At 50.1% G+C, this 18263-nt stretch carries 13 protein-coding genes; 8 read left to right on the top strand and 5 right to left on the bottom strand.

All coding sequences use genetic code 11. From position 1 onward, the window contains the following. Nucleotides 1–6 precede the first annotated feature (6 nt). Nucleotides 7–2109 carry a TonB-dependent receptor gene (locus QEP07_RS06280; RefSeq protein WP_285009107.1) on the top strand — a complete coding sequence of 701 codons (2103 nt, stop codon included), beginning with the start codon at nt 7–9 and terminating at the stop codon, nt 2107–2109. A 41-nt stretch (nt 2110–2150) separates the two neighbouring features. After that, on the top strand, nt 2151–2792 hold the full coding sequence (locus QEP07_RS06275) for a hypothetical protein (RefSeq protein ID WP_285009106.1): 642 nt from the start codon (nt 2151–2153) through the stop codon (nt 2790–2792). Between the two features lie 83 nt (nt 2793–2875). Here the strand turns inward: QEP07_RS06275 and QEP07_RS06270 are convergent, their stop codons facing one another. After that, nucleotides 2876–4498, bottom strand: a complete 1623-nt coding sequence (locus QEP07_RS06270; protein WP_256007061.1) for an ABC-F family ATP-binding cassette domain-containing protein — start codon at nt 4496–4498, stop codon at nt 2876–2878. Nucleotides 4499–4567: 69 nt separating this feature from the next. Between QEP07_RS06270 and QEP07_RS06265 the strand changes: the two genes are divergently transcribed. From QEP07_RS06265 to QEP07_RS06255, 3 genes are read left to right on the top strand one after another with little or no spacing between them, the layout of a single operon-like run. Further along, nucleotides 4568–5128 carry a HEAT-like fold family protein gene (locus QEP07_RS06265; RefSeq protein ID WP_285009105.1) on the top strand — a complete coding sequence of 187 codons (561 nt, stop codon included), beginning with the start codon at nt 4568–4570 and terminating at the stop codon, nt 5126–5128. Continuing rightward, complete coding sequence (locus QEP07_RS06260) at nt 5125–5703, top strand: nitroreductase family protein (protein ID WP_285009104.1); 579 nt, start codon at nt 5125–5127, stop codon at nt 5701–5703. Before QEP07_RS06265 ends, QEP07_RS06260 begins: the two co-directional genes overlap by 4 nt. Then, a complete protein-coding gene (locus QEP07_RS06255; protein WP_285009103.1) occupies nt 5688–6167 on the top strand; it encodes a 3-oxoacyl-ACP synthase in 480 nt (159 codons plus the stop codon). Before QEP07_RS06260 ends, QEP07_RS06255 begins: the two co-directional genes overlap by 16 nt. Here QEP07_RS06255 and QEP07_RS06250 read toward each other — a convergent pair. Next, nucleotides 6151–7059, bottom strand: coding sequence for a polysaccharide deacetylase family protein (locus tag QEP07_RS06250; RefSeq protein ID WP_285009102.1), 909 nt, complete (start codon nt 7057–7059; stop codon nt 6151–6153). The genes QEP07_RS06255 and QEP07_RS06250 overlap by 17 nt on opposite strands. 100 nt (nt 7060–7159) lie before the next feature. On the opposite strand from QEP07_RS06250, the gene QEP07_RS06245 reads away from it, so the two are divergent. Both QEP07_RS06245 and QEP07_RS06240 read left to right on the top strand, forming a co-directional pair. Continuing rightward, the gene (locus QEP07_RS06245; RefSeq protein WP_285009101.1) at nt 7160–9664 is read left to right on the top strand and encodes a S9 family peptidase; all 2505 of its coding nucleotides are present in this window, start codon (nt 7160–7162) and stop codon (nt 9662–9664) included. An 18-nt stretch (nt 9665–9682) separates the two neighbouring features. After that, nucleotides 9683–11149, top strand: coding sequence for a glycoside hydrolase family 130 protein (locus QEP07_RS06240; protein WP_285009100.1), 1467 nt, complete (start codon nt 9683–9685; stop codon nt 11147–11149). Between the two features lie 25 nt (nt 11150–11174). Here QEP07_RS06240 and QEP07_RS06235 read toward each other — a convergent pair whose 3' ends face one another. The 3 genes from QEP07_RS06235 to clpB all read right to left on the bottom strand — a co-directional run bounded on the left by QEP07_RS06235 (nt 11175) and on the right by clpB (nt 17225). Beyond that, on the bottom strand, nt 11175–12176 hold the full coding sequence (locus QEP07_RS06235; RefSeq protein WP_285009099.1) for a glycosyltransferase family 4 protein: 1002 nt from the start codon (nt 12174–12176) through the stop codon (nt 11175–11177). Nucleotides 12177–12187: 11 nt separating this feature from the next. Beyond that, nucleotides 12188–14470 (bottom strand): glycosyltransferase family 4 protein, encoded by a 2283-nt coding sequence (locus QEP07_RS06230; protein WP_256004374.1) that lies wholly within the window; start codon nt 14468–14470, stop codon nt 12188–12190. Between the two features lie 142 nt (nt 14471–14612). Beyond that, a complete protein-coding gene (gene clpB, locus QEP07_RS06225; RefSeq protein WP_285009098.1) occupies nt 14613–17225 on the bottom strand; it encodes an ATP-dependent chaperone ClpB in 2613 nt (870 codons plus the stop codon). 406 nt (nt 17226–17631) lie between these two features. Between clpB and QEP07_RS06220 the strand changes: the two genes are divergently transcribed. Next, the gene (locus tag QEP07_RS06220) at nt 17632–18243 is read left to right on the top strand and encodes a GIN domain-containing protein (protein WP_256004376.1); all 612 of its coding nucleotides are present in this window, start codon (nt 17632–17634) and stop codon (nt 18241–18243) included. The last annotated feature ends 20 nt before the right edge of the window (nt 18244–18263 follow it).

The following is an 18263-nucleotide window of genomic DNA, read 5'->3' as shown; positions in this document are numbered from 1 at the left end:
TTCACGATGTTAAAAGGGTTAATTGTTACAATTACCACCACTATACTATGCGTTAGCCTGCTGTACGGGCAGGAACGTGATACCACAGTACGCCTGCACGAGGTACACATCAAGGGTCAGCAAAACCCCATCAGCAGTACAAGCATCTCCAGCAGCCTGTCGGGCAAAAAGCTTGAGGAGACGAAGGGGGGCTCGCTCGCCACGGTACTGAAAGAGGTGGCCGGGGTAAGCATGCTTAAAAGCGGCTCTACCGTATCTAAGCCGGTCATACACGGATTGCACAGCAACCGTATTCTTATCCTGAACAACGGCATCAGGCTGGAGGGCCAGCAATGGGGTTCAGAGCATGCACCCGAAATCGACCCGCTGATCGCGGAGCGGATCCATGTGATCAAAGGCGCAGAATCTGTACGCTATGGCGCCGAAGCCATTGGAGGCGTTGTGTTGGTTGACCCTCCTGCATTGCCTGTATCCAATGTCCTGCAGGGTAATGCCGATCTTATCGGCGCTTCCAACGGCCGGTCGGGCACAGCATCAGGTATGCTGTCAGGCGGACTGGCGAGTCTTCCAGGCTTTGGATGGCGGCTTCAGGGCACATTAAAGCGGGCAGGTAACATGCGTACGGCCGAGTACATCATGGGCAATACCGGTGTCAGGGAATATAACTTTTCCGCAGCGCTGGGCTATAGTGCGGCCAACTCCATGTATGAGCTGTATTACAGCCGTTTCAGCACCGACCTCGGCATCCTCTATGCGGCACACGCAAGTACTGTAGCCGATATTGAAGGCCGTATTGCTGCAGGCAGACCACAGCAGCTGTATGATTTCACCTACGATATCTCGGCCCCGCGCCAGGAGATCGGTCACGACCTGTTGAAAGTCAAGGCGCATTATGACCTGAGTAAGACGCATACGCTCGACCTTACTTATGGGTTTCAGCGTAATGCCCGTCAGGAGTTTGATTTTAGACGAGGAAACCGGGAAGCATTGCCAATCACCGATCTGGTGCTGAATACCCATTCCTTTGATGCTGTACTGGAGACAAAATCAGCCGGATCCGGCAGTCGCCGTATCCTTGGCTTCAACGGCCTTGCGCAAGTCAACACCAATATTCCAGGTACCCTCGCCAATACCTTTATTCCGAACTATGACAGCTTTACTGGAGGTTTATTTGCCATACAGCGATTGGTGAAGCCCGGGTATGAGCTGGAGGCCGGGCTGCGGTACGACTACAAGCGTTTTGATGCGGCAGGTTTCAGGTATACGTATGGCGGACCAGACGGTGAGGTGGAGGAAGAGTATTACGGTGGACTGAGCCAGTTTCATAATGTCACCGGATCAGTAGGGGCGCTCTGGAAGATCAGCAACTCCTGGCACCTGGGCAGCAATGCCGGGCTTGCCTGGAGGGCACCAACGGCCAACGAGCTCTTTAGCGCTGGCCTCCACCATGGCGCGGGCATCTATGAGATCGGCGATGCAGATATACAGTCGGAGCAGGGATATAAGTGGGTAACGGGCATCAGGCATTTCAGCGGGAAGCTGAATTTTAATCTCGACCTGTATGCCCAGTACATCCGGAACTATATTTATTCCCGTCCCGATGGCAGTTTCCGTCAGACCGTCAGCGGCACTTATCCTATATTCCGGTACGGTCAAACAAACGCAACTTTTGTGGGCGCCGATCTTTCGGGAACCTACCAGTTTTTTCCACAGCTCAGCTATCAGTTGAACGCTTCCCTGGTGAATGCAAGGGACCAGAGCAATGACAGCTATCTGCCGTATATCCCCTCGGGAAGGTTAACGCAGTCGCTGCGTTTTGAGCCGGCGACCGGCAGGCTGCAGGAGCCTTATATTGAGATCGGACACACCTTTGTGGACCGCCAGAGGCGCTATGAGCTGGGAAGCGACTTTGCTGCTCCGCCTGCTGCTTATCATTTGTTTGAAGCCAGCGCGGGTTCAGTCTTCAAACTGGGAGCGCAGGAATTGGGGATCCATCTGAGCGCGGAGAATCTGTTTAACACGCTTTACAAAGATTACATGAACCGGTATCGTTACTATACCCACGATATGGGTAGGAACATCACACTGAGAATCGGGTATAAATTTTAGAAAACAAAACATTGAATCAATCACTTATTAAAATAAATATTATGAACAAGTTACGTCAATACACACTAGCAGCAATGGTTACGCTCGTTGCAATTTCTTTCCAGGCATGTAAGAAGGACCCTAAGCCCGAGATTCCTGAAGAAGAGATCGGTAAAGCGGAACTGGTTTTTGTAGAAGTGGAACGAGAAGCACATGACGATCATTTTCATTACAACCCGATCCCAGGGGCGGAAGCTGAAACGATCACATTCGATGCCAACGGTTTGCCGCCGGTAGGTACCCACCTTCATTTGCATGAGGGCGCTACATACAAGGTGACATTGAAAGCATACGACTTTGCAGGCAGGGAAATGCAGCAGGAATTCCTGGATAAGCCGGATATTCACCAGGCCTTCATATTAGGCGCGCCGGAAGGTGTGTTTACGTATGTATACGGCGACCAGAAAGACCACGAGCCAAATCTAAATGTTGGGGTAACCGGATACCTTACGGTAAACAGTCACACCGATAAATCTTTTGTGTTCCGTTATGTACTTCGTCATCTTAACCCTGGTGTTAAGGCGAATATCACGGCGGCCAATTGGAACGATCCGAACTTTGCAACCAAATATGCCGGTGCAAACGATCTGGACCTTAAGTTCGAGTGCCATCCTGTAGAAGAAGATGGTCACGATCACGACTAGATACCAAAGCCACTGCGTTATCATTAAAAAAGCGGGACACCTGAAAAGATGTCCCGCTTTCTTATATAAGCAAACTCCTAAGCTTAGCTGTACATCTGTCTGCGTTGTTCAGCTATCGCTTCGCTGCTGATGTATTCGTCGTAAGACATCATTTTGTCGATCGTTCCTTTTGGAGTAATCTCAATGATGCGTGTAGCTACCGACTCCGTAAGCGCATGATCCCGGGAAGTAAACAGGATCGTTCCACGGAAGTCCTTCATGCCATTGTTCAGCGCCGTGATCGACTCCAGGTCCAGGTGGTTGGTCGGCTCGTCAAACAGCAGCAGGTTGGCCTGCTTCAGCATCATCTGGGAGAACATGCAGCGCATCTTCTCGCCTCCCGAAAGTACTTTCACGTTTTTCAGTACTTCTTCGCCTGAAAACAGCATTCTGCCAAGGAAACTGCGGACAAACTGTTCATCCTGATCGGTACCAGAGTATTCACGCAGCCAATCCACCAGGTTTTCATCCTTGCCTTCAAAGTACTGTGAGTTATCGTTCGGGATGTCGGCCACGTTGATGGTAACGCCAAACTTAAACTCCCCGCTGTAGTTGGGCTCGCGACCGGTAAGCACATTGTAGAAAGCAGTCGTTGCCAGGCTGTTTTGCGACAGTATCGCAATCTTGTCGCCCTTGTTCACCATAAAGGTCACATCCTTAAACATCACCTCGCCGTTCAGTGTGCAGGAAAGTTTTTCTACCTGCAATATCTGATCACCTGCCTCACGGCCTGTGTTGTTGAACAGGATAGCCGGGTACTTACGGCTCGAAGCCTTGATCTCTGAAATATCGATCTTATCCAGCGCCTTTTTACGGGAAGTCGCCTGCCGCGATTTCGAGGCATTCGCACTGAACCGCTGAATAAACTCCTGAAGTTCTTTTACTTTTTCTTCCAGTTTCTTGTTCTGGTCGCTGCGCTGTTTCAGGGCAAGCTGGCTGGATTCATACCAGAAGCTGTAATTACCCGAATAGATGTTCAGTTTGCTGAAATCGATATCGACAATATGCGTACAGACCGCATCCAGGAAGTGCCTGTCGTGCGATACCACAAGAACGATATTCTGATAGTCGGCCAGGAAGTTCTCCAGCCATGCAATTGTCTCAATGTCAAGGTCGTTGGTCGGCTCATCCAGCAAAAGGATATCCGGATCGCCAAATAGCGCCTGGGCCAGGAGCACACGCACTTTCTGGTTACCATCCAGTTCCTTTAACTGCTTATAGTGATGTTCTTCCTTAATACCCAGGTTGCTCAGCATCGTTGCCGCATTGCTCTCCATGTTCCATCCGTCCATCTCGGCAAACCTGTTCTCCAGTTCGCCGGCACGCTCGCCGTCTTTATCCGTAAAATCCTCTTTCAGATAGATCGCATCCTTTTCTTTCATGATGTCGTACAGTTCCTTATGGCCCATCATCACGGTTTCGATCACCGGATACTCGTCAAACTCGTAGTGGTTCTGCTTCAATACAGCCATACGTTCGCCGGGAGTAAAGGCTACGCTTCCGGTAGTCGGACTTACCTCGCCCGAAAGGATCTTCAGGAAGGTCGACTTACCCGCACCGTTAGCACCGATAACGCCGTAGCAGTTGCCCTGGGTAAACTTAACGTTAACATCTTCAAATAAAGTTCGCTTTCCGTAGCGGAGGGATAAATTGGATACTGAAATCATATTGCTGAAAAAATAAGCTGCAAAGGTAATCATATTTTATAACTAAGTTTGGGTCTAAGGTTTCCCGATTTGGACAGGCAGAGTTTAATAGCATTACTGGATACGGCCGACAAGACCCATTTGGTGGCGCATTGTACGGCGGTACTCAAAGATCAGGAGGTGAGTATTCCCTACCTCTTCGACATCAGTTTTCACAAGCGGAAAGAGATTGCTTTCCGGGCGGCATGGATGCTGGAATACCTCATGGTTCATGAGCCTGAACGCTTTGCCCCGCATGTTAAAACCCTGCTTGAACACCTTGCGGAGCAGCAAAACCATTCCGCCATGCGGCATTATACCAAGATGGTGGCGCTTCTGACCGCCAAAAATGCACACCCTCTTTACCGGGAGCTGGTAGAAACGACCGACTTTGAACCCGTCATCGATGTGCTTTTCACAAGGCTCGTTACGCCGGAAGTGCTCGTTGCCAGTAAAGTACACTGCATGCAGGCGCTGGCCAACCTGGCGCCACGCTATCGCTGGATCAAAGATGACCTTATGGAAACAATAGACTATTTGACCGACATCGAAAGTATAGCGTTCTTTGCAAGGGCCAAACAAGTGAGGCTGCAACTAAAGAAGATCAAATGAAAACTGAAATAGAAGTTGTTTCCGACGTGATCAGACGTCGCAGAAGCATTTTTCCGGTGAGTTATACCAGGGAAGAAGTACCCGCAGAGGTAATTCAACAGATCCTGGAAAGCGCCAATTATGCGCCAACACACAAACTTACAGAGCCCTGGCGGTTCACCGTTTACCGCAAAGAAGGGAAAGCCCGTCTGGGCGAAGAGATGGCCCGGCTTTATCGTGAAACCACGCCCGCACATCAGTTTCTGCAGAAAAAGTACGACAGCATTACCGAGAAGGCAGACCAGGCCAGTGCCATCATTGCGCTCAACCTGCAACTGCATTCCGATAAAGTACCTGAGTGGGAAGAGCTGGCAGCGCTTGCCTGTGCGGTACAAAATATGGCGCTTACTGCCGAAGCCCTGAAAGTAGGGGGGTATTGGAGTTCGCCGGGTACCATCGAACAACTGCGCGATTTCCTTAGCCTCGGTGCTAACGAAAAGTGCTACGGTCTGTTTTACCTGGGCTATCATAACGAACCGGAAAGAACAGCCGCGCGGAGACCGATCGCCGAAAAAATCACATGGGTGGAGGAATAATGGAACAGGCAGAGATCATAAAACAAGCGGCTTATCAGGCCTGCCTGGATTTTGTTGCGCAAAGGATCGAAACTGCGCGAACGGCGCTTAACCAGGCCCGTGAATCGAGCAACGACGATACCAAGAGCAGCGCGGGCGATAAATATGAGACCAGCCGCGAAATGATGCAGCAGGAAATTGACCGCAACAAGCGCCTGCTTATGGATGCAGAAGAACAGCAGCGCATCCTTTCGTCGCTAACGCCGGGCCCGGCTGCAGCAGAGGCCGTCAGGCATGGCAGTTTGGTAGAAACCAGTAACGGTCTGTTTTACATCAGCATCAGTGCAGGTCAGCTTAACGCTGCGGGGCATAGCATCTTCGCCGTGTCACCGGTATCGCCCATTGGCGCCGCGCTGATGCAAAAAAAGCCAGGCGATCACCTGGCTTTCAATGGCAGAAGCTACGAAATTAAAAGCTGTTCTTAATGCTGTTGTGCAGGGTTTTAGGGCTCCAGTAACCGCTGGCGATGATCCTTCTGATGGTGAACAACGGATCCTTCTGGTCGCGTTTATCAGCCAGTGAGAAAGCCATCTTAAATCCACGTTTCTTCAGCTCCGGAATACCTTCCGCATTCCACAGTCCGAAAGGATAGGCGAAGGTGTAAATTTTCTTGCCGGTGATCTCTTCCAGGCGCTTGGTTGGCTTGTCCAACTGTTCCTCCCAGTCCTTACCCGCATATTTCTTGAAGTTCTTATGGTCGTAGGTATGGCTGCCGATCACATTGCCCTCGTCCGACAATTGCTTGATCTGATCGCTGTCCATATAGTGCACAAACTTCCCTTTCTTGCCTATGGTTACCGTCATGATGAAATACACCGCCTTAAAGCCATATTTCTTTAGTGTTGGTGCAGCCACGGTAAACTGATCCAGGTCGGTATCATCAAACGTAAACATGATCGGCTTTTCAGGCAGGGGCGCACCGGTATTTAGGTAGGCATACAACTGATCGGGAAGGATAGACTGGTACCCGCTGTCGGCCAGCATCTTGATCTGATCTTTGAAGTTCTGCACCTCAACGATATAATCCTTTCCAACCTTGCCGTCGGTAGGCCGCCAGTTACGTACCTGGTGGTAACATAAAATGGGCACCTGTTTGCGCGCGAGGATGGTCGCCGGGTCTGCAACCTTAATTTTTTCTATATCAATATTGGCTGCGTTAGGTTGGTCAGTACCCGCCGGCGTCGCAACAGAATCTTGTTTTGCTTCCCCTTCAGCAGTCTGTTCCTGAGCGGCCCCGGAGCTGGTTTGAGATTTAGACTGGCATCCCGCAGTTAAGATTGCAGTTGCCGCAAGCAGCATTAAAAGTTTGTGTTTCATCGGTGATTGTTTACGCGCAAAACTATCATTTTTATTACAAATAAAGATCAGCTTGAAATGTAATATTCGATAATTTAGTCAATCAATTTTTACTAAACAAATGAAGAAATCCTACCTGCTCATTTTAATGGGTATGAGCATAGGCTTTACTGCCGCCGCACAAACCAAAACCTTTACGATCACCGAAACGGAGGCACCTGTTCCAAAGGCAAATTACCAGCTTGCTTCCCGTTTTTCACCCAACAAACTCCGCAAACTTGTGTATTCTACCGCTGTAGACCCACATTGGTTGAAGCGGAGCACGCGCTTCTGGTACGAGTACGAAACACCGTCGGGCAAGCACTGGTACATTGTAGACCCGGCAGCACGCAGAAAGCAGAAACTGTTCGATAATGCCAAACTGGCCGCCGAGATCACTGCGATCATTCGCGACCCGTTTGACGCCCTGCACCTCCCGCTGGAGAACCTGAAGTTCTCGGAAGACGAGAAGCAGATCAGCTTTGAGGTAAGGAGCACCATTGATGAGTTGAAAAAGGACCGGAAAGATAAAAAGGCGGCCGACTCCATGCAGAAGAAAATCTTCTATTTCAATTACGATATCGCCACTGCCAGGCTGACCGAAATACCCAATTACACCAAGCCTAAGGCGAAACCCTCCTGGGGCTCCGTAGCGCCGGATTCTTCTGCGATTATCTTCACCCGCAACTACAACCTCTACTGGATGGATAAGGAGAACTACAAAAAGGCAGTCAAAAATGAAGACGACAGCACTATTGTAGAGCATCAGCTGACCAAAGATGGTTTGAAGTTCTATCCCTACGGCAGTAACGGCGACGGCGAGAATAACGAGGAGGTTGTAAAGAACGACAAGAAGCGCCGCAGGGCCTACGTGCTGTGGTCGCCCGACGCCAAATACTTTGTGATGAACCGCACAGATTCCCGCAAGGTAAAAGATCTTTGGGTCATTAATAACGTTGCCCCAGGCAGGCCAACCTTAGAAACCTACAAATACCAGATGCCGGGCGAGGCCGAAGCACCAAGAGATGAGATCTGGTTGTTCGACTTTGCAGCCAAAACGGGTAAAATGCTGAACACCGCTGCCTTCAAGGATCAGAGCGTAAGTGTTTGGAGCGCGCCTTTGCTCAATAAGGACCGCGACAATGAGTTTCGCCCTTCGCTCTGGCTGGGAACGAACAGGAAGATCTACTTTTCAAGAACAAGCCGTGATTTGAAGCGGATCGACATCTGCACGGTCGACATCAACACAGGCACTGTAACCCCGCTAATCGAAGAACGGTTTAACACCTATGTGGAAGTGAACCGCCCGGGTCTTGTAAACGGCGGTAACGAAGTCATCCACTGGTCGGAGCGCGACGGCTGGGCACATTTCTACCTGTACGACGGGAACGGCAAACTTAAAAACCAGATCACCAAAGGCGCTTTCCATTGCGAGAGCATCGTCAATATCGATGAGAAAAACCGTGTGCTGTACTTCATGGCCAACGGTCGAGAGCCCAACGAAGACCCTTACTACTACCACCTGTACCGCATCAATTTCGATGGCTCAGGCATGAAACTGCTTAACCCGGGCGACTTCGACCACGCGGTAAGTATGGACGATAGCAACAGGTTCTTCGTCAACAATTTCTCGAGGGTCAATACCGTGCCTAAGACCGTCCTGATGGACAATAACGGTCGCCGCATCATGGACCTGGAAACGGCCGACCTCTCCCTGCTGATGCAGACCGGTTACAAGTTTCCCGAGCCGTTTAAAGTGAAGGCCGACGACGGCATCACGGATATATACGGGGTAATGTACAAGCCCTTCGATTTCGATCCGAATAAGAAATATCCCATCATCGAGTATGTATACCCGGGTCCGCAGACCGAGGCTGTGAACAAGTCATTCAGCAAGAGTATGGATCGTACCGACCGCCTGGCGCAGTTTGGGTATATCGTGATCACGGTAGGCAACAGGGGAGGTAACCCGGCCAGGTCTAAGCGTTACCATACCTATGGCTACGGCAACCTGAGGGATTATGGTTTGGCCGATAAGAAAGCGGCTGTTGAGCAGTTGGCCGACCGCCATAAATTCATCGACGGCACACGTGTGGGCATTACCGGGCATTCCGGAGGCGGGTTCATGTCTACCGCCGCCATGCTGGTGTACCCCGACTTCTTCAAGGCTGCGGTTTCCAATGCGGGCAATCACGACAACAGTATTTATAACAGATGGTGGAGCGAAAAGCACCATGGGGTAACTGAGGTTGTTACCGCCAAGGGCGATACTACCTTCAAATACAGCATCGACAAAAACCCTGACCTGGCCAAAAACCTGAAGGGCCACCTGCTGCTTATGACCGGCGACATCGATAACAATGTACACCCCGCAAATACCATCAGGGTGGCCAATGCACTGATGAAAGCCGGCAAGCGTTTTGAATTCGTTATTGTACCCGGACAGCGCCATGCCTTCGGCGATCTTACCGAATATACCTTCTGGAAACTGGCCGATCATTTCAACAAATACCTGATAGGCGATTTCTCGTCGGCCAGCCAGGTGAATATTACAGAGATGGACCGGGAGATAGAACAAAAACGTTAGCATATTCGTTTATACCCTATGAGAATTCAAATTGAACGTAAACCAGTAAAAGTATATCCAGATCCCAAACGCGTTATTGCCCGGTTCTTTTTTAACGGACAGGAACGTGCAATAGATGTTGTTAAACGCGTCATGCAGCTTACCGACCAGGAAGTGTTCGGGCTTATATCGCCCCTGCTTCAGGAGTATTCCAAGCGGCATAGAAACATTACCAAGATCCTTACCAGGCACTGCAAGCGGGTCAAGAACGCTATTGCGGAGGCAGGTTTCGATTTTGATGATATCGACAAAGACCGCAAGCTGCTTCTCGGTTCCTATTTTACCCACGAATATTCGATCGAATCGGCCGCTTTCTTTAACCCTTCTGTGGTAGAAGATCCTGATCAGTCGGACCTGGTAGAAGGTGAAAAGCGTGTAATCATCAGTTTCCGTGCCGTTGGGGAAGGACATATCTCTTCTGTGATCTTCCGGCGTGCGCTTATCGACCGCAATCACAACATTACGGTGATCCCTGCCGGGAATTATATCGACGAAGCGGAGGTTATCAAGAATGCCGTGTACAATAAGAGGCTATTCCTTAAAAAGGCGGCCGACTCCAAGATTGATATTGAAATACTCGATGAGGTAGGGCAGAAGCTGGAAGACAAGTTTGATTATGCCACGCTTAGGAAGATTATCCTCGATGGTAAGAACCTGAATGAAAACGATGTTCGTAAGCTCGAATACGACAAGATCCTGTGGCTGTCGGACACCTATCATGAGATCAGTTTCTCAAGGGATACCGATATCTCCGACCGTGTCATCTTCCCGATCTCCGAATTTGAGCGCAAAGGTATAGAAGATGCCCGCTTTGTGCGCTTTATCAAGGATGATGGTTCCGTGATTTACTACGCCACTTATACGGCGTTCGACGGAGCGATGATTATGCCTAAGCTGCTGCAAACGACCGACTTTTACGATTTCAAGATCAGTCCCCTGCACGGTGTAGGTGCGCAGAACAAGAACCTGGCACTGTTTCCGAGGAAGATCAATGGTAAATACGTCATGATGTCGCGTATCGACGGCTGCAATAATTATCTCATGTATTCCGACAAGCTCACCGTGTGGGACAACCCGGTTAAACTGCAGGAGCCTAAGTTCTCCTGGGAGTTTATCCAGATCGGTAACTGCGGTTCACCTATAGAAACGGAAGCCGGCTGGCTTGTGATTACGCATGGCGTCGGACCAATGCGCCGCTATTGTCTGGGTGCAAGTCTGTTCGACCTGAACGATCCGTCTATCGAAATAGGGCGCCTGCGTGAGCCTTTGGTTATTCCTAACAATGACGAGCGTGAGGGCTATGTACCAAACGTATTATATTCCTGCGGGGCGATCATCCACAACGGTGAATTGATCATCCCTTACGGATTGTCCGATTACTGCTCATCGTTTGCCGGGGTTAAACTCGACGTGCTGCTCGAAAAGTTAAAGCACTCCGCATTATAATACGGGCAGGAAAAGCTTATAAAATTTAAAGAATCTGATGGTAGAGGGCGATATAGTCTTCTACCATTTTTTGTTGGGAGAAATTGTCCATAGCCCAGTCGCGGCAGGCCTGTCTGTCGATTCGCGATAAGTCGGCAATACATGCCCCGGCCTCATCTGCATCCCGTACCAGGAAGCCGGTCTCCCTGTCGCGAATCAGCTCAGGCATAGAGCCCCGGTTAAAGGCTACAACGGGCGTTCCGCAAAACATGGCCTCCGCTACACTGAGTCCAAATGGCTCATCGAAGTTTATAGGGTGCAACAGGGCAGCCGCATGGCCGAGCAGTTCATTCCGCTTTTCCGGGCCGGCCGAACCGATAAAAACGATCTGATCGTCGAGCTGCGGTTCCACCTTCTCCTTAAAATAGCCCGCATCCTGAACAATGCCCGCTATGATGAGTTGTCGACCGCTTTTCCGTGCAATCTCGATAGCCTCGGCTGTACCCTTATCAGGATGGATGCGTCCGAAAAACAGCAGATACTCATCCGGATCGGGCCGGAAGGTAAACTGTTCCGACTGCAGGCCGTTATATACCGTAGCCAGGTAATGCAGCGAAGCATGCCGGTCAGAATTGCTGATCGACACATAATGTCCCCTGTTGTTATACTTCTGGTACACCGGAATGATCTTTTCCGAAGAGAAACCATGGATCGTCGTGATGAGCGGCGTCTTAATCAGTCCCGAATAGGTGAGGGGCAGGAAGTCAAAATGATTATGGATCAGATCAAAGTCAGAAGCCTGCTCCATCAGGTTGCTGATGTGCAGGCATTCGGCCACTTTTGCATCTGTTTCAGGATCTTCTTCATATCCTACAGGCACCACGGCCTCAAGCCGGCCTTGGGTAAGTGAATCGCCTGTGGCAAATAGGGTAACGTCTAAACCCTTCGCAGCGAGTCCCTCGGTGAGGTTGGAGGCCATTTGTTCCCATGGACCATAGTGGCGTGGCGGGGTGCGCCACGCTACCGGCGCCAGCACAGCTATCTTCATGTGCCGCTGGGTTAAAAGGCCTGCTTCTGTGCAGCAACCAGGTCGCTGCTCTGAATAAACTCGTATTCGAACTCCAGTGCCTTAAGCACAGTGAGGTGCGATATCCAGTAAGCCAGGGTACTCTCTGCACCCTGATTACGGTTGATGCCATGAGGCTGTAAACCGTCGCCGCAACCCTTGGTTTCGTGATCGTATAGGGGCAGGTGCAGACTATTCTCACCCAGGAACCACTGATAAGACAGATACATCTGCTTGATATAAGCCAGATCGTGCGTAATCTCGTAGGCCTTGAAATACATCAGCACCATGGCCATGGTTTCAATGGCCTGCTGGTCGTATATCGCCATTTCGCCATTGTCCCTGTACAGCCAGCCATCGTTTCCAACCGGGTTCAGGTAACCGTTGATCAGCGTTTTCTGGGTCAGGTACTCCATGCTTTCCAGGGCAATGTCCATCGACTCCTTATCTTCCGTAACCTCATAATGACACAGCAGCGCAAGCGGCAGGATGGCATTATCGTAGGTCAGCTTCTCCTCAAACCAGTGCCAATGGCCCTGTTTATTGTTCTTATACGCATTTTTCAGAGGTACCGCCAACTGGTCTATCTGCTCGCGGATATGGCCGTCGTAGGGGTGCGACTTCAAAAAGTGCATCAACCCGATCATGGTATTGGCAATACCGCGCAGGTGTACCAGGTTTTTAAAGTGAGGTACCGATTTCAGGAACAGTTCTGAGGCAAACTCACGATAGGAATTGTTGGGCGCATTATTGATCAAATAGCCCAGGGCCCATATCGTACGGCCAAAAGAATCTTCTGAACCCACCTCATCAAGGTATTCCCGCTTAAAGCTCAGGAAGTTCCTGAAGTTGCCATCATCGCACTGCATATACTGAATGTAGCTGAGGTAGATCGGTAGCAGGTCGAGCGCTGCGCGGCTCTTGTTCTGCTGGTAGGCCAGGATCGTTAAGATCAGCGCCCGTGCATTATCGTCGAGGCAATACCCCTCTTTGAGGTTGGGAATGCCGTATTTCGCATGCTGTACAATACCGGTGTCGTCGGTAAGCCGCTGAATATGCGCCAGACTAAAAGCCGGCATCATATCCGGATCGATGATCGGCTTGCCGCCGTTCTCACGCTCCGAGAGGAACTTGTCGATCGCCTCATCCAGCACATCTACAAACACTTCGCCGATGCGCGGCCAGCGGATATGCAGGCCATATTCAAAAGCATCAGCTTTCATCTGCTGCAGTTTTTCCCGGTCGGCAAACAGCTCATTCACAATATTGGCCAGTCCGTCCGCATCTTTAAAATCGAACAGCCTTCCGCGATGATCGGCCAGCAGTTCCTGGGCATGCCAGTACGGTGTGGACACTACAGCGGCACCAGCACCTACGGCATACGAAAGCGTTCCGCTGGTGATTTGCGCCTCATTCAGGTAAGGCGTGATGTACATGTCGCATGCCGTCAGGTAGTCGTGCAGGTCCTCCTCTGAGACAAACTTATTGATAAAAGTGATGTTGTTTTCTACATTTAATTTACGGGCCAGACGTTTCAGGCTGTCGCGATACTCTTCACCCGAACTCCGGATAACCCCGGGGTGCGTTGCGCCCAGAACCACATACATCACATCAGGGTTCTTTTCCACTATTTTAGGCAGCGCCTCGATAACCGTTTCCAGTCCCTTATTCCGGCTTAGCAGACCAAAAGTGAACAGCACTTTCCGGTCTTTAAAGGCAATCAGGTTTTTGACCGGGTTGTTGGCCTTAGGTTCAAGATCAGGCACACCATGCTCAATCAGCTGTATTTTATCGAAAGGAATCCCGTAAATGCTGGTCAGGAAGCCCACTGCTCTGTGACTCATCACCACGATGCGCGAAGAGTGCCGTGCAATTTCCCGGAGAACGGTCAGCTGCATATAATCCGGATCTTTCAACACAGTATGGAAGATCGTGATCAGCGGCTTTTGCAAGCGCGCAATGAAGGGCAGGATATACACCCCGTTCTCACCGCCGAAGATGCCGTATTCATGTTCAAGTATACATACATCGGCCAGACCGGTATTGATGAAATCGGCCGCCCGGATGTAATCCTTCTGGTTTTCCTGACGAATTACATATTTAACTTCAGATGGATATTCGTATTCATTAAGGTTGTCGCTGTCGTTCATGGCGACCACAAAGCTGTCTTCCGAAACAGTGTTTTTATATTGGCCTATAGCTTTTAAGAGGTTATTGTTGAAGGTTGCAATGCCACATTCGCGCGGCGGGTAGGTCGATATATAAGCAATTTTCATGATAAAGTACGTGATATGCCTCTATAACAAACGAAGCGGGAAAAAGTTCTTAGCGAATCAAGTTTATTTAGGTATTTCTTTAAAAGCTTAAACAGAATATTTTACCCACCATAAAGCATTAAAGGAGCCGGAGCTCATGGCATTACGCCATGTGCTCCGGTTCTTCTGTGTTAAGGAACACAAACTTATGATCGAACATGTCGAGTTTGATCTTGCTGTCCTTGTTTACCGTCCCGGCAAGGATCTCTTTGGAAAGCTCGTTCAGGATGCGTTTCTGGATCACCCGCTTCAGCGGACGCGCACCAAACTGCGGATCGTAGCCCAGTTCTGCCAGCCAGTCGAGCGCCTCGTTGGAAGCCTCCAGGCTTATGCCCATTTCTGCCAGGGTATCCTGTACCTGCCTGAACTGCAGCGCTACAATGTCTCGCAGCTCGGTCCTGTTGAGCGGCGTAAACATGATCAGCTCGTCTATCCTGTTCAGGAATTCCGGCCTGATGGTCTGTTTCAGTAACTCAAAGAGCTCATTCTTGGTCTTGGCCAGCACCGCATCGTGATTTTCCTCGTCGAGCGATTTAAAGTTCTCCTGGATGAGGTGCGAACCGATGTTGGACGTCATAATGATGATCGTGTTTTTGAAGTTCACCACCCGGCCCTTGTTATCCGTAAGCCGCCCGTCGTCGAGCACCTGCAGCAGGATGTTGAACACATCCGGATGTGCCTTTTCTATCTCATCGAGCAGCACCACTGAGTAAGGCTTGCGGCGTACGGCCTCAGTAAGCTGGCCACCTTCGTCGTAGCCAACATATCCCGGAGGCGCCCCAATTAAGCGGGACACCGCATGACGCTCCTGGTACTCGCTCATATCTATCCTGGTCATCGCATTCTCGTCGTTGAACAGGAACTCAGCCAGTGCTTTCGCCAGCTCGGTTTTACCCACACCCGTAGTACCCAGGAAAATAAACGAGCCGATAGGTTTGCGCTTGTCCTGCAAGCCCGCTCTAGAACGTCGTATGGCATCAGATATGGCCTCTATGGCCTCGTGCTGACCAGCCACACGTTTGTGCAGTTCATTTTCGAGGTTCAGCAGTTTCTCGCGTTCGCTGGAAACAAGCTTGGTCACTGGAATGCCTGTCCACCGCCCAACCACACCCGCAATATCATCGGCGGTTACTTCTTCTTTCAGCATGCGGCTTTCTTTCTGCAAGGCTTCCAGTTCCGCTTTGAGCTGGTCTACCTTATCCTGCGAGGCCTTGATCTTGCCATAGCGAAGCTCGGCAACTTTACCGTAGTCGCCCGCCCGCTCTGCCTGTTCAGCTTCTAGTTTAAAGTTTTCGATCTGCTCCAGCTCGGTATTGATGTTGTCGACCATATCCTTTTCGCCCTGCCATTTCGCTTTGATCTCGTCACGTTCGGCCGATAGGTTAGCGATTTCTTCGGTAAGCGATTGCACTTTATTCTTATCGTTTTCCCGCTTAATGGCCTCGCGTTCAATCTCCAGCTGCATGATGCGGCGGTTCAGTTCGTCCACCTTTTCCGGCACGCTGTCCATTTCCAGGCGAAGTTTAGAAGCCGCCTCATCCATCAGGTCAATCGCCTTATCCGGCAAAAAGCGGTCGGCAATATAGCGCTGCGACATCTCTACGGCGGCAATAATGGCCTCGTCTTTTATACGTACCTTATGGTGGGTTTCATAACGCTCTTTCAGTCCCCTTAAAATAGAGATCGCGTCCTGGGTATCCGGCTCGTCTACCATCACTTTCTGGAAACGGCGTTCAAGCGCTTTGTCTTTTTCCAGATATTTCTGGTATTCATCGAGCGTAGTGGCACCAATGGCCCTTAGTTCGCCGCGCGCCAGGGCAGGCTTTAAGATATTGGCCGCATCCATAGCCCCTTCACCACCTCCGGCACCAACAAGGGTATGTATCTCGTCGATAAACAGGATGATCTCCCCGTCGCTCTGCGTTACCTCCTTAACCACGGCTTTCAATCGCTCTTCAAACTCACCCTTATACTTGGCCCCGGCAATCAGCGCGCCCATATCCAGCGAGTACACCACCTTGCTTTTCAGGTTTGTCGGAACATCGCCTTTAATGATCCTGAAGGCGATACCCTCCGCAATAGCCGTTTTACCTACACCCGGCTCACCGATCAGGATTGGGTTGTTCTTGGTGCGTCTGGAAAGAATCTGGATCACGCGCCTGATCTCCTCATCGCGACCGATCACCGGGTCCAGTTTACCCGACTCGGCAAATTCGTTCAGGTTGCGCGCATATTTACTCAATGCGTTATAGGTAGCCTCAGCGTTCTGGTCGGTCACCCGGCTATCGCCCCGAAGCGCCGTAATGGCCGCTTTCAGGTCTTTTTCATTAACGCCCTGATCTTTAAGTATTTTGGAAGTATTGTCGTTTACGGCAAACAAGCCCAGCAGCAGGTGCTCCACCGACACGAACTCATCTTTAAACTCCTTTAAGAAAGTCTGCGCCTTCTGCAGCGCCGAGTTGCTGCCCGAGGTGAGGTATGGTCCGCTGCCCGTCACTTTCGGAAATTTCTGGATCTGTGCGTCCAGATGCTGGTTGACCACATTAAGGTTTACATTCAGTTTCTTCAATACATAAGAAACCACGTTCTCATCAACAGTAAGCAAACCCTTTAACAGGTGTGCCGTCTCAATAGCCTGTTGCTGATTGCCCTGGGCTATTTCAGAAGCCTGTTGAACGGCTTCCTGTGCTTTAATTGTGAAATTATTGAAGTTCATGGCAAGGGTTAAACAAAGGAAATGCCATGCAGGTTTTCTGTGTGTTTTCGGAAAAAATGTCGGTTTAATACGGTTTTGGCTGACTTTATGGCTGGTTCTGGTCCCTGTCAAGTGGCGGCCTTGCTGGCGGCATTCGCTCACATTAAACACACATCAGACACATTTCCTTCACAAAAAGGTACCCTATTGTGACTTAATTGTGAACAAGGTGTGAACGAAGTGTGAGCCAGCATTCAATCAGGGAGGTTCAAAGGGCCTTCATGTTACGGGCGTTGGTCGAGAAAATCCGGGCGTTGGTCGGCAACTCCATTGCAATGGTATATTCCGCAAAAAATGGCTGAAACGTTTCGATGTGCCCGTCGTCTTAACTACAAAAATAACGGAAAAACATTTAAACAATAAAGACATGAAAACAATTACTAAAACATTATTCGCCGGATTATTCACCCTGATGGTAAGTGCCTCTTCGATGGCTACCACTTTTGCGGCCAACACGACACACAGCATCAACACTGCCCGTAGTTTTAACAAAATATGGGTAGCAGGAAACGTAAAGATCATCCTGAGCCAGAGTGAAAAAGAAGGCGTGTTTGTCGACGAGACTTTCAATCCGGATAAAACATCGGTGCTAAGCAAAGGACAGACCTTGTACATCAACACTATGGAGAGCTCGCAGGTTACTATCCGGGTTGCGGTAAAAGATCTGCACCGCATTGAGGCTGCAGGAAGCGCGGTGGTGGTGAGCAGCAATAACATTAATGTTGACTTTTTGCAGGTATTTGCAAGCCAGAATGCCAAGGTTAAAGTAAGCGCGATCACCGGCGATCTGTATACTGTAGTGAAAGAAGACGCAGTGTTGAAGATGAGCGGTACTGCCGGTCAGCACACCCTGGTAGCGGGCAATATGAAGAATGTTAAACTGGACAACCTTGTAGCGCAAAAAACCATCCGCAAAGCGCCGGAAATGATGATCGCCACGCAAGAGTATGCCGCGATAAAACAAGATACGGTTAGGTAGGGTACAGGCGATAAAGCCTG

Source organism: Pedobacter faecalis (assembly GCF_030182585.1).
GTDB lineage: Bacteria > Bacteroidota > Bacteroidia > Sphingobacteriales > Sphingobacteriaceae > Pedobacter > Pedobacter faecalis.
Note: the sequence above shows the minus strand (reverse complement) of the source record. Positions and strands in the feature narration are given on the sequence as shown.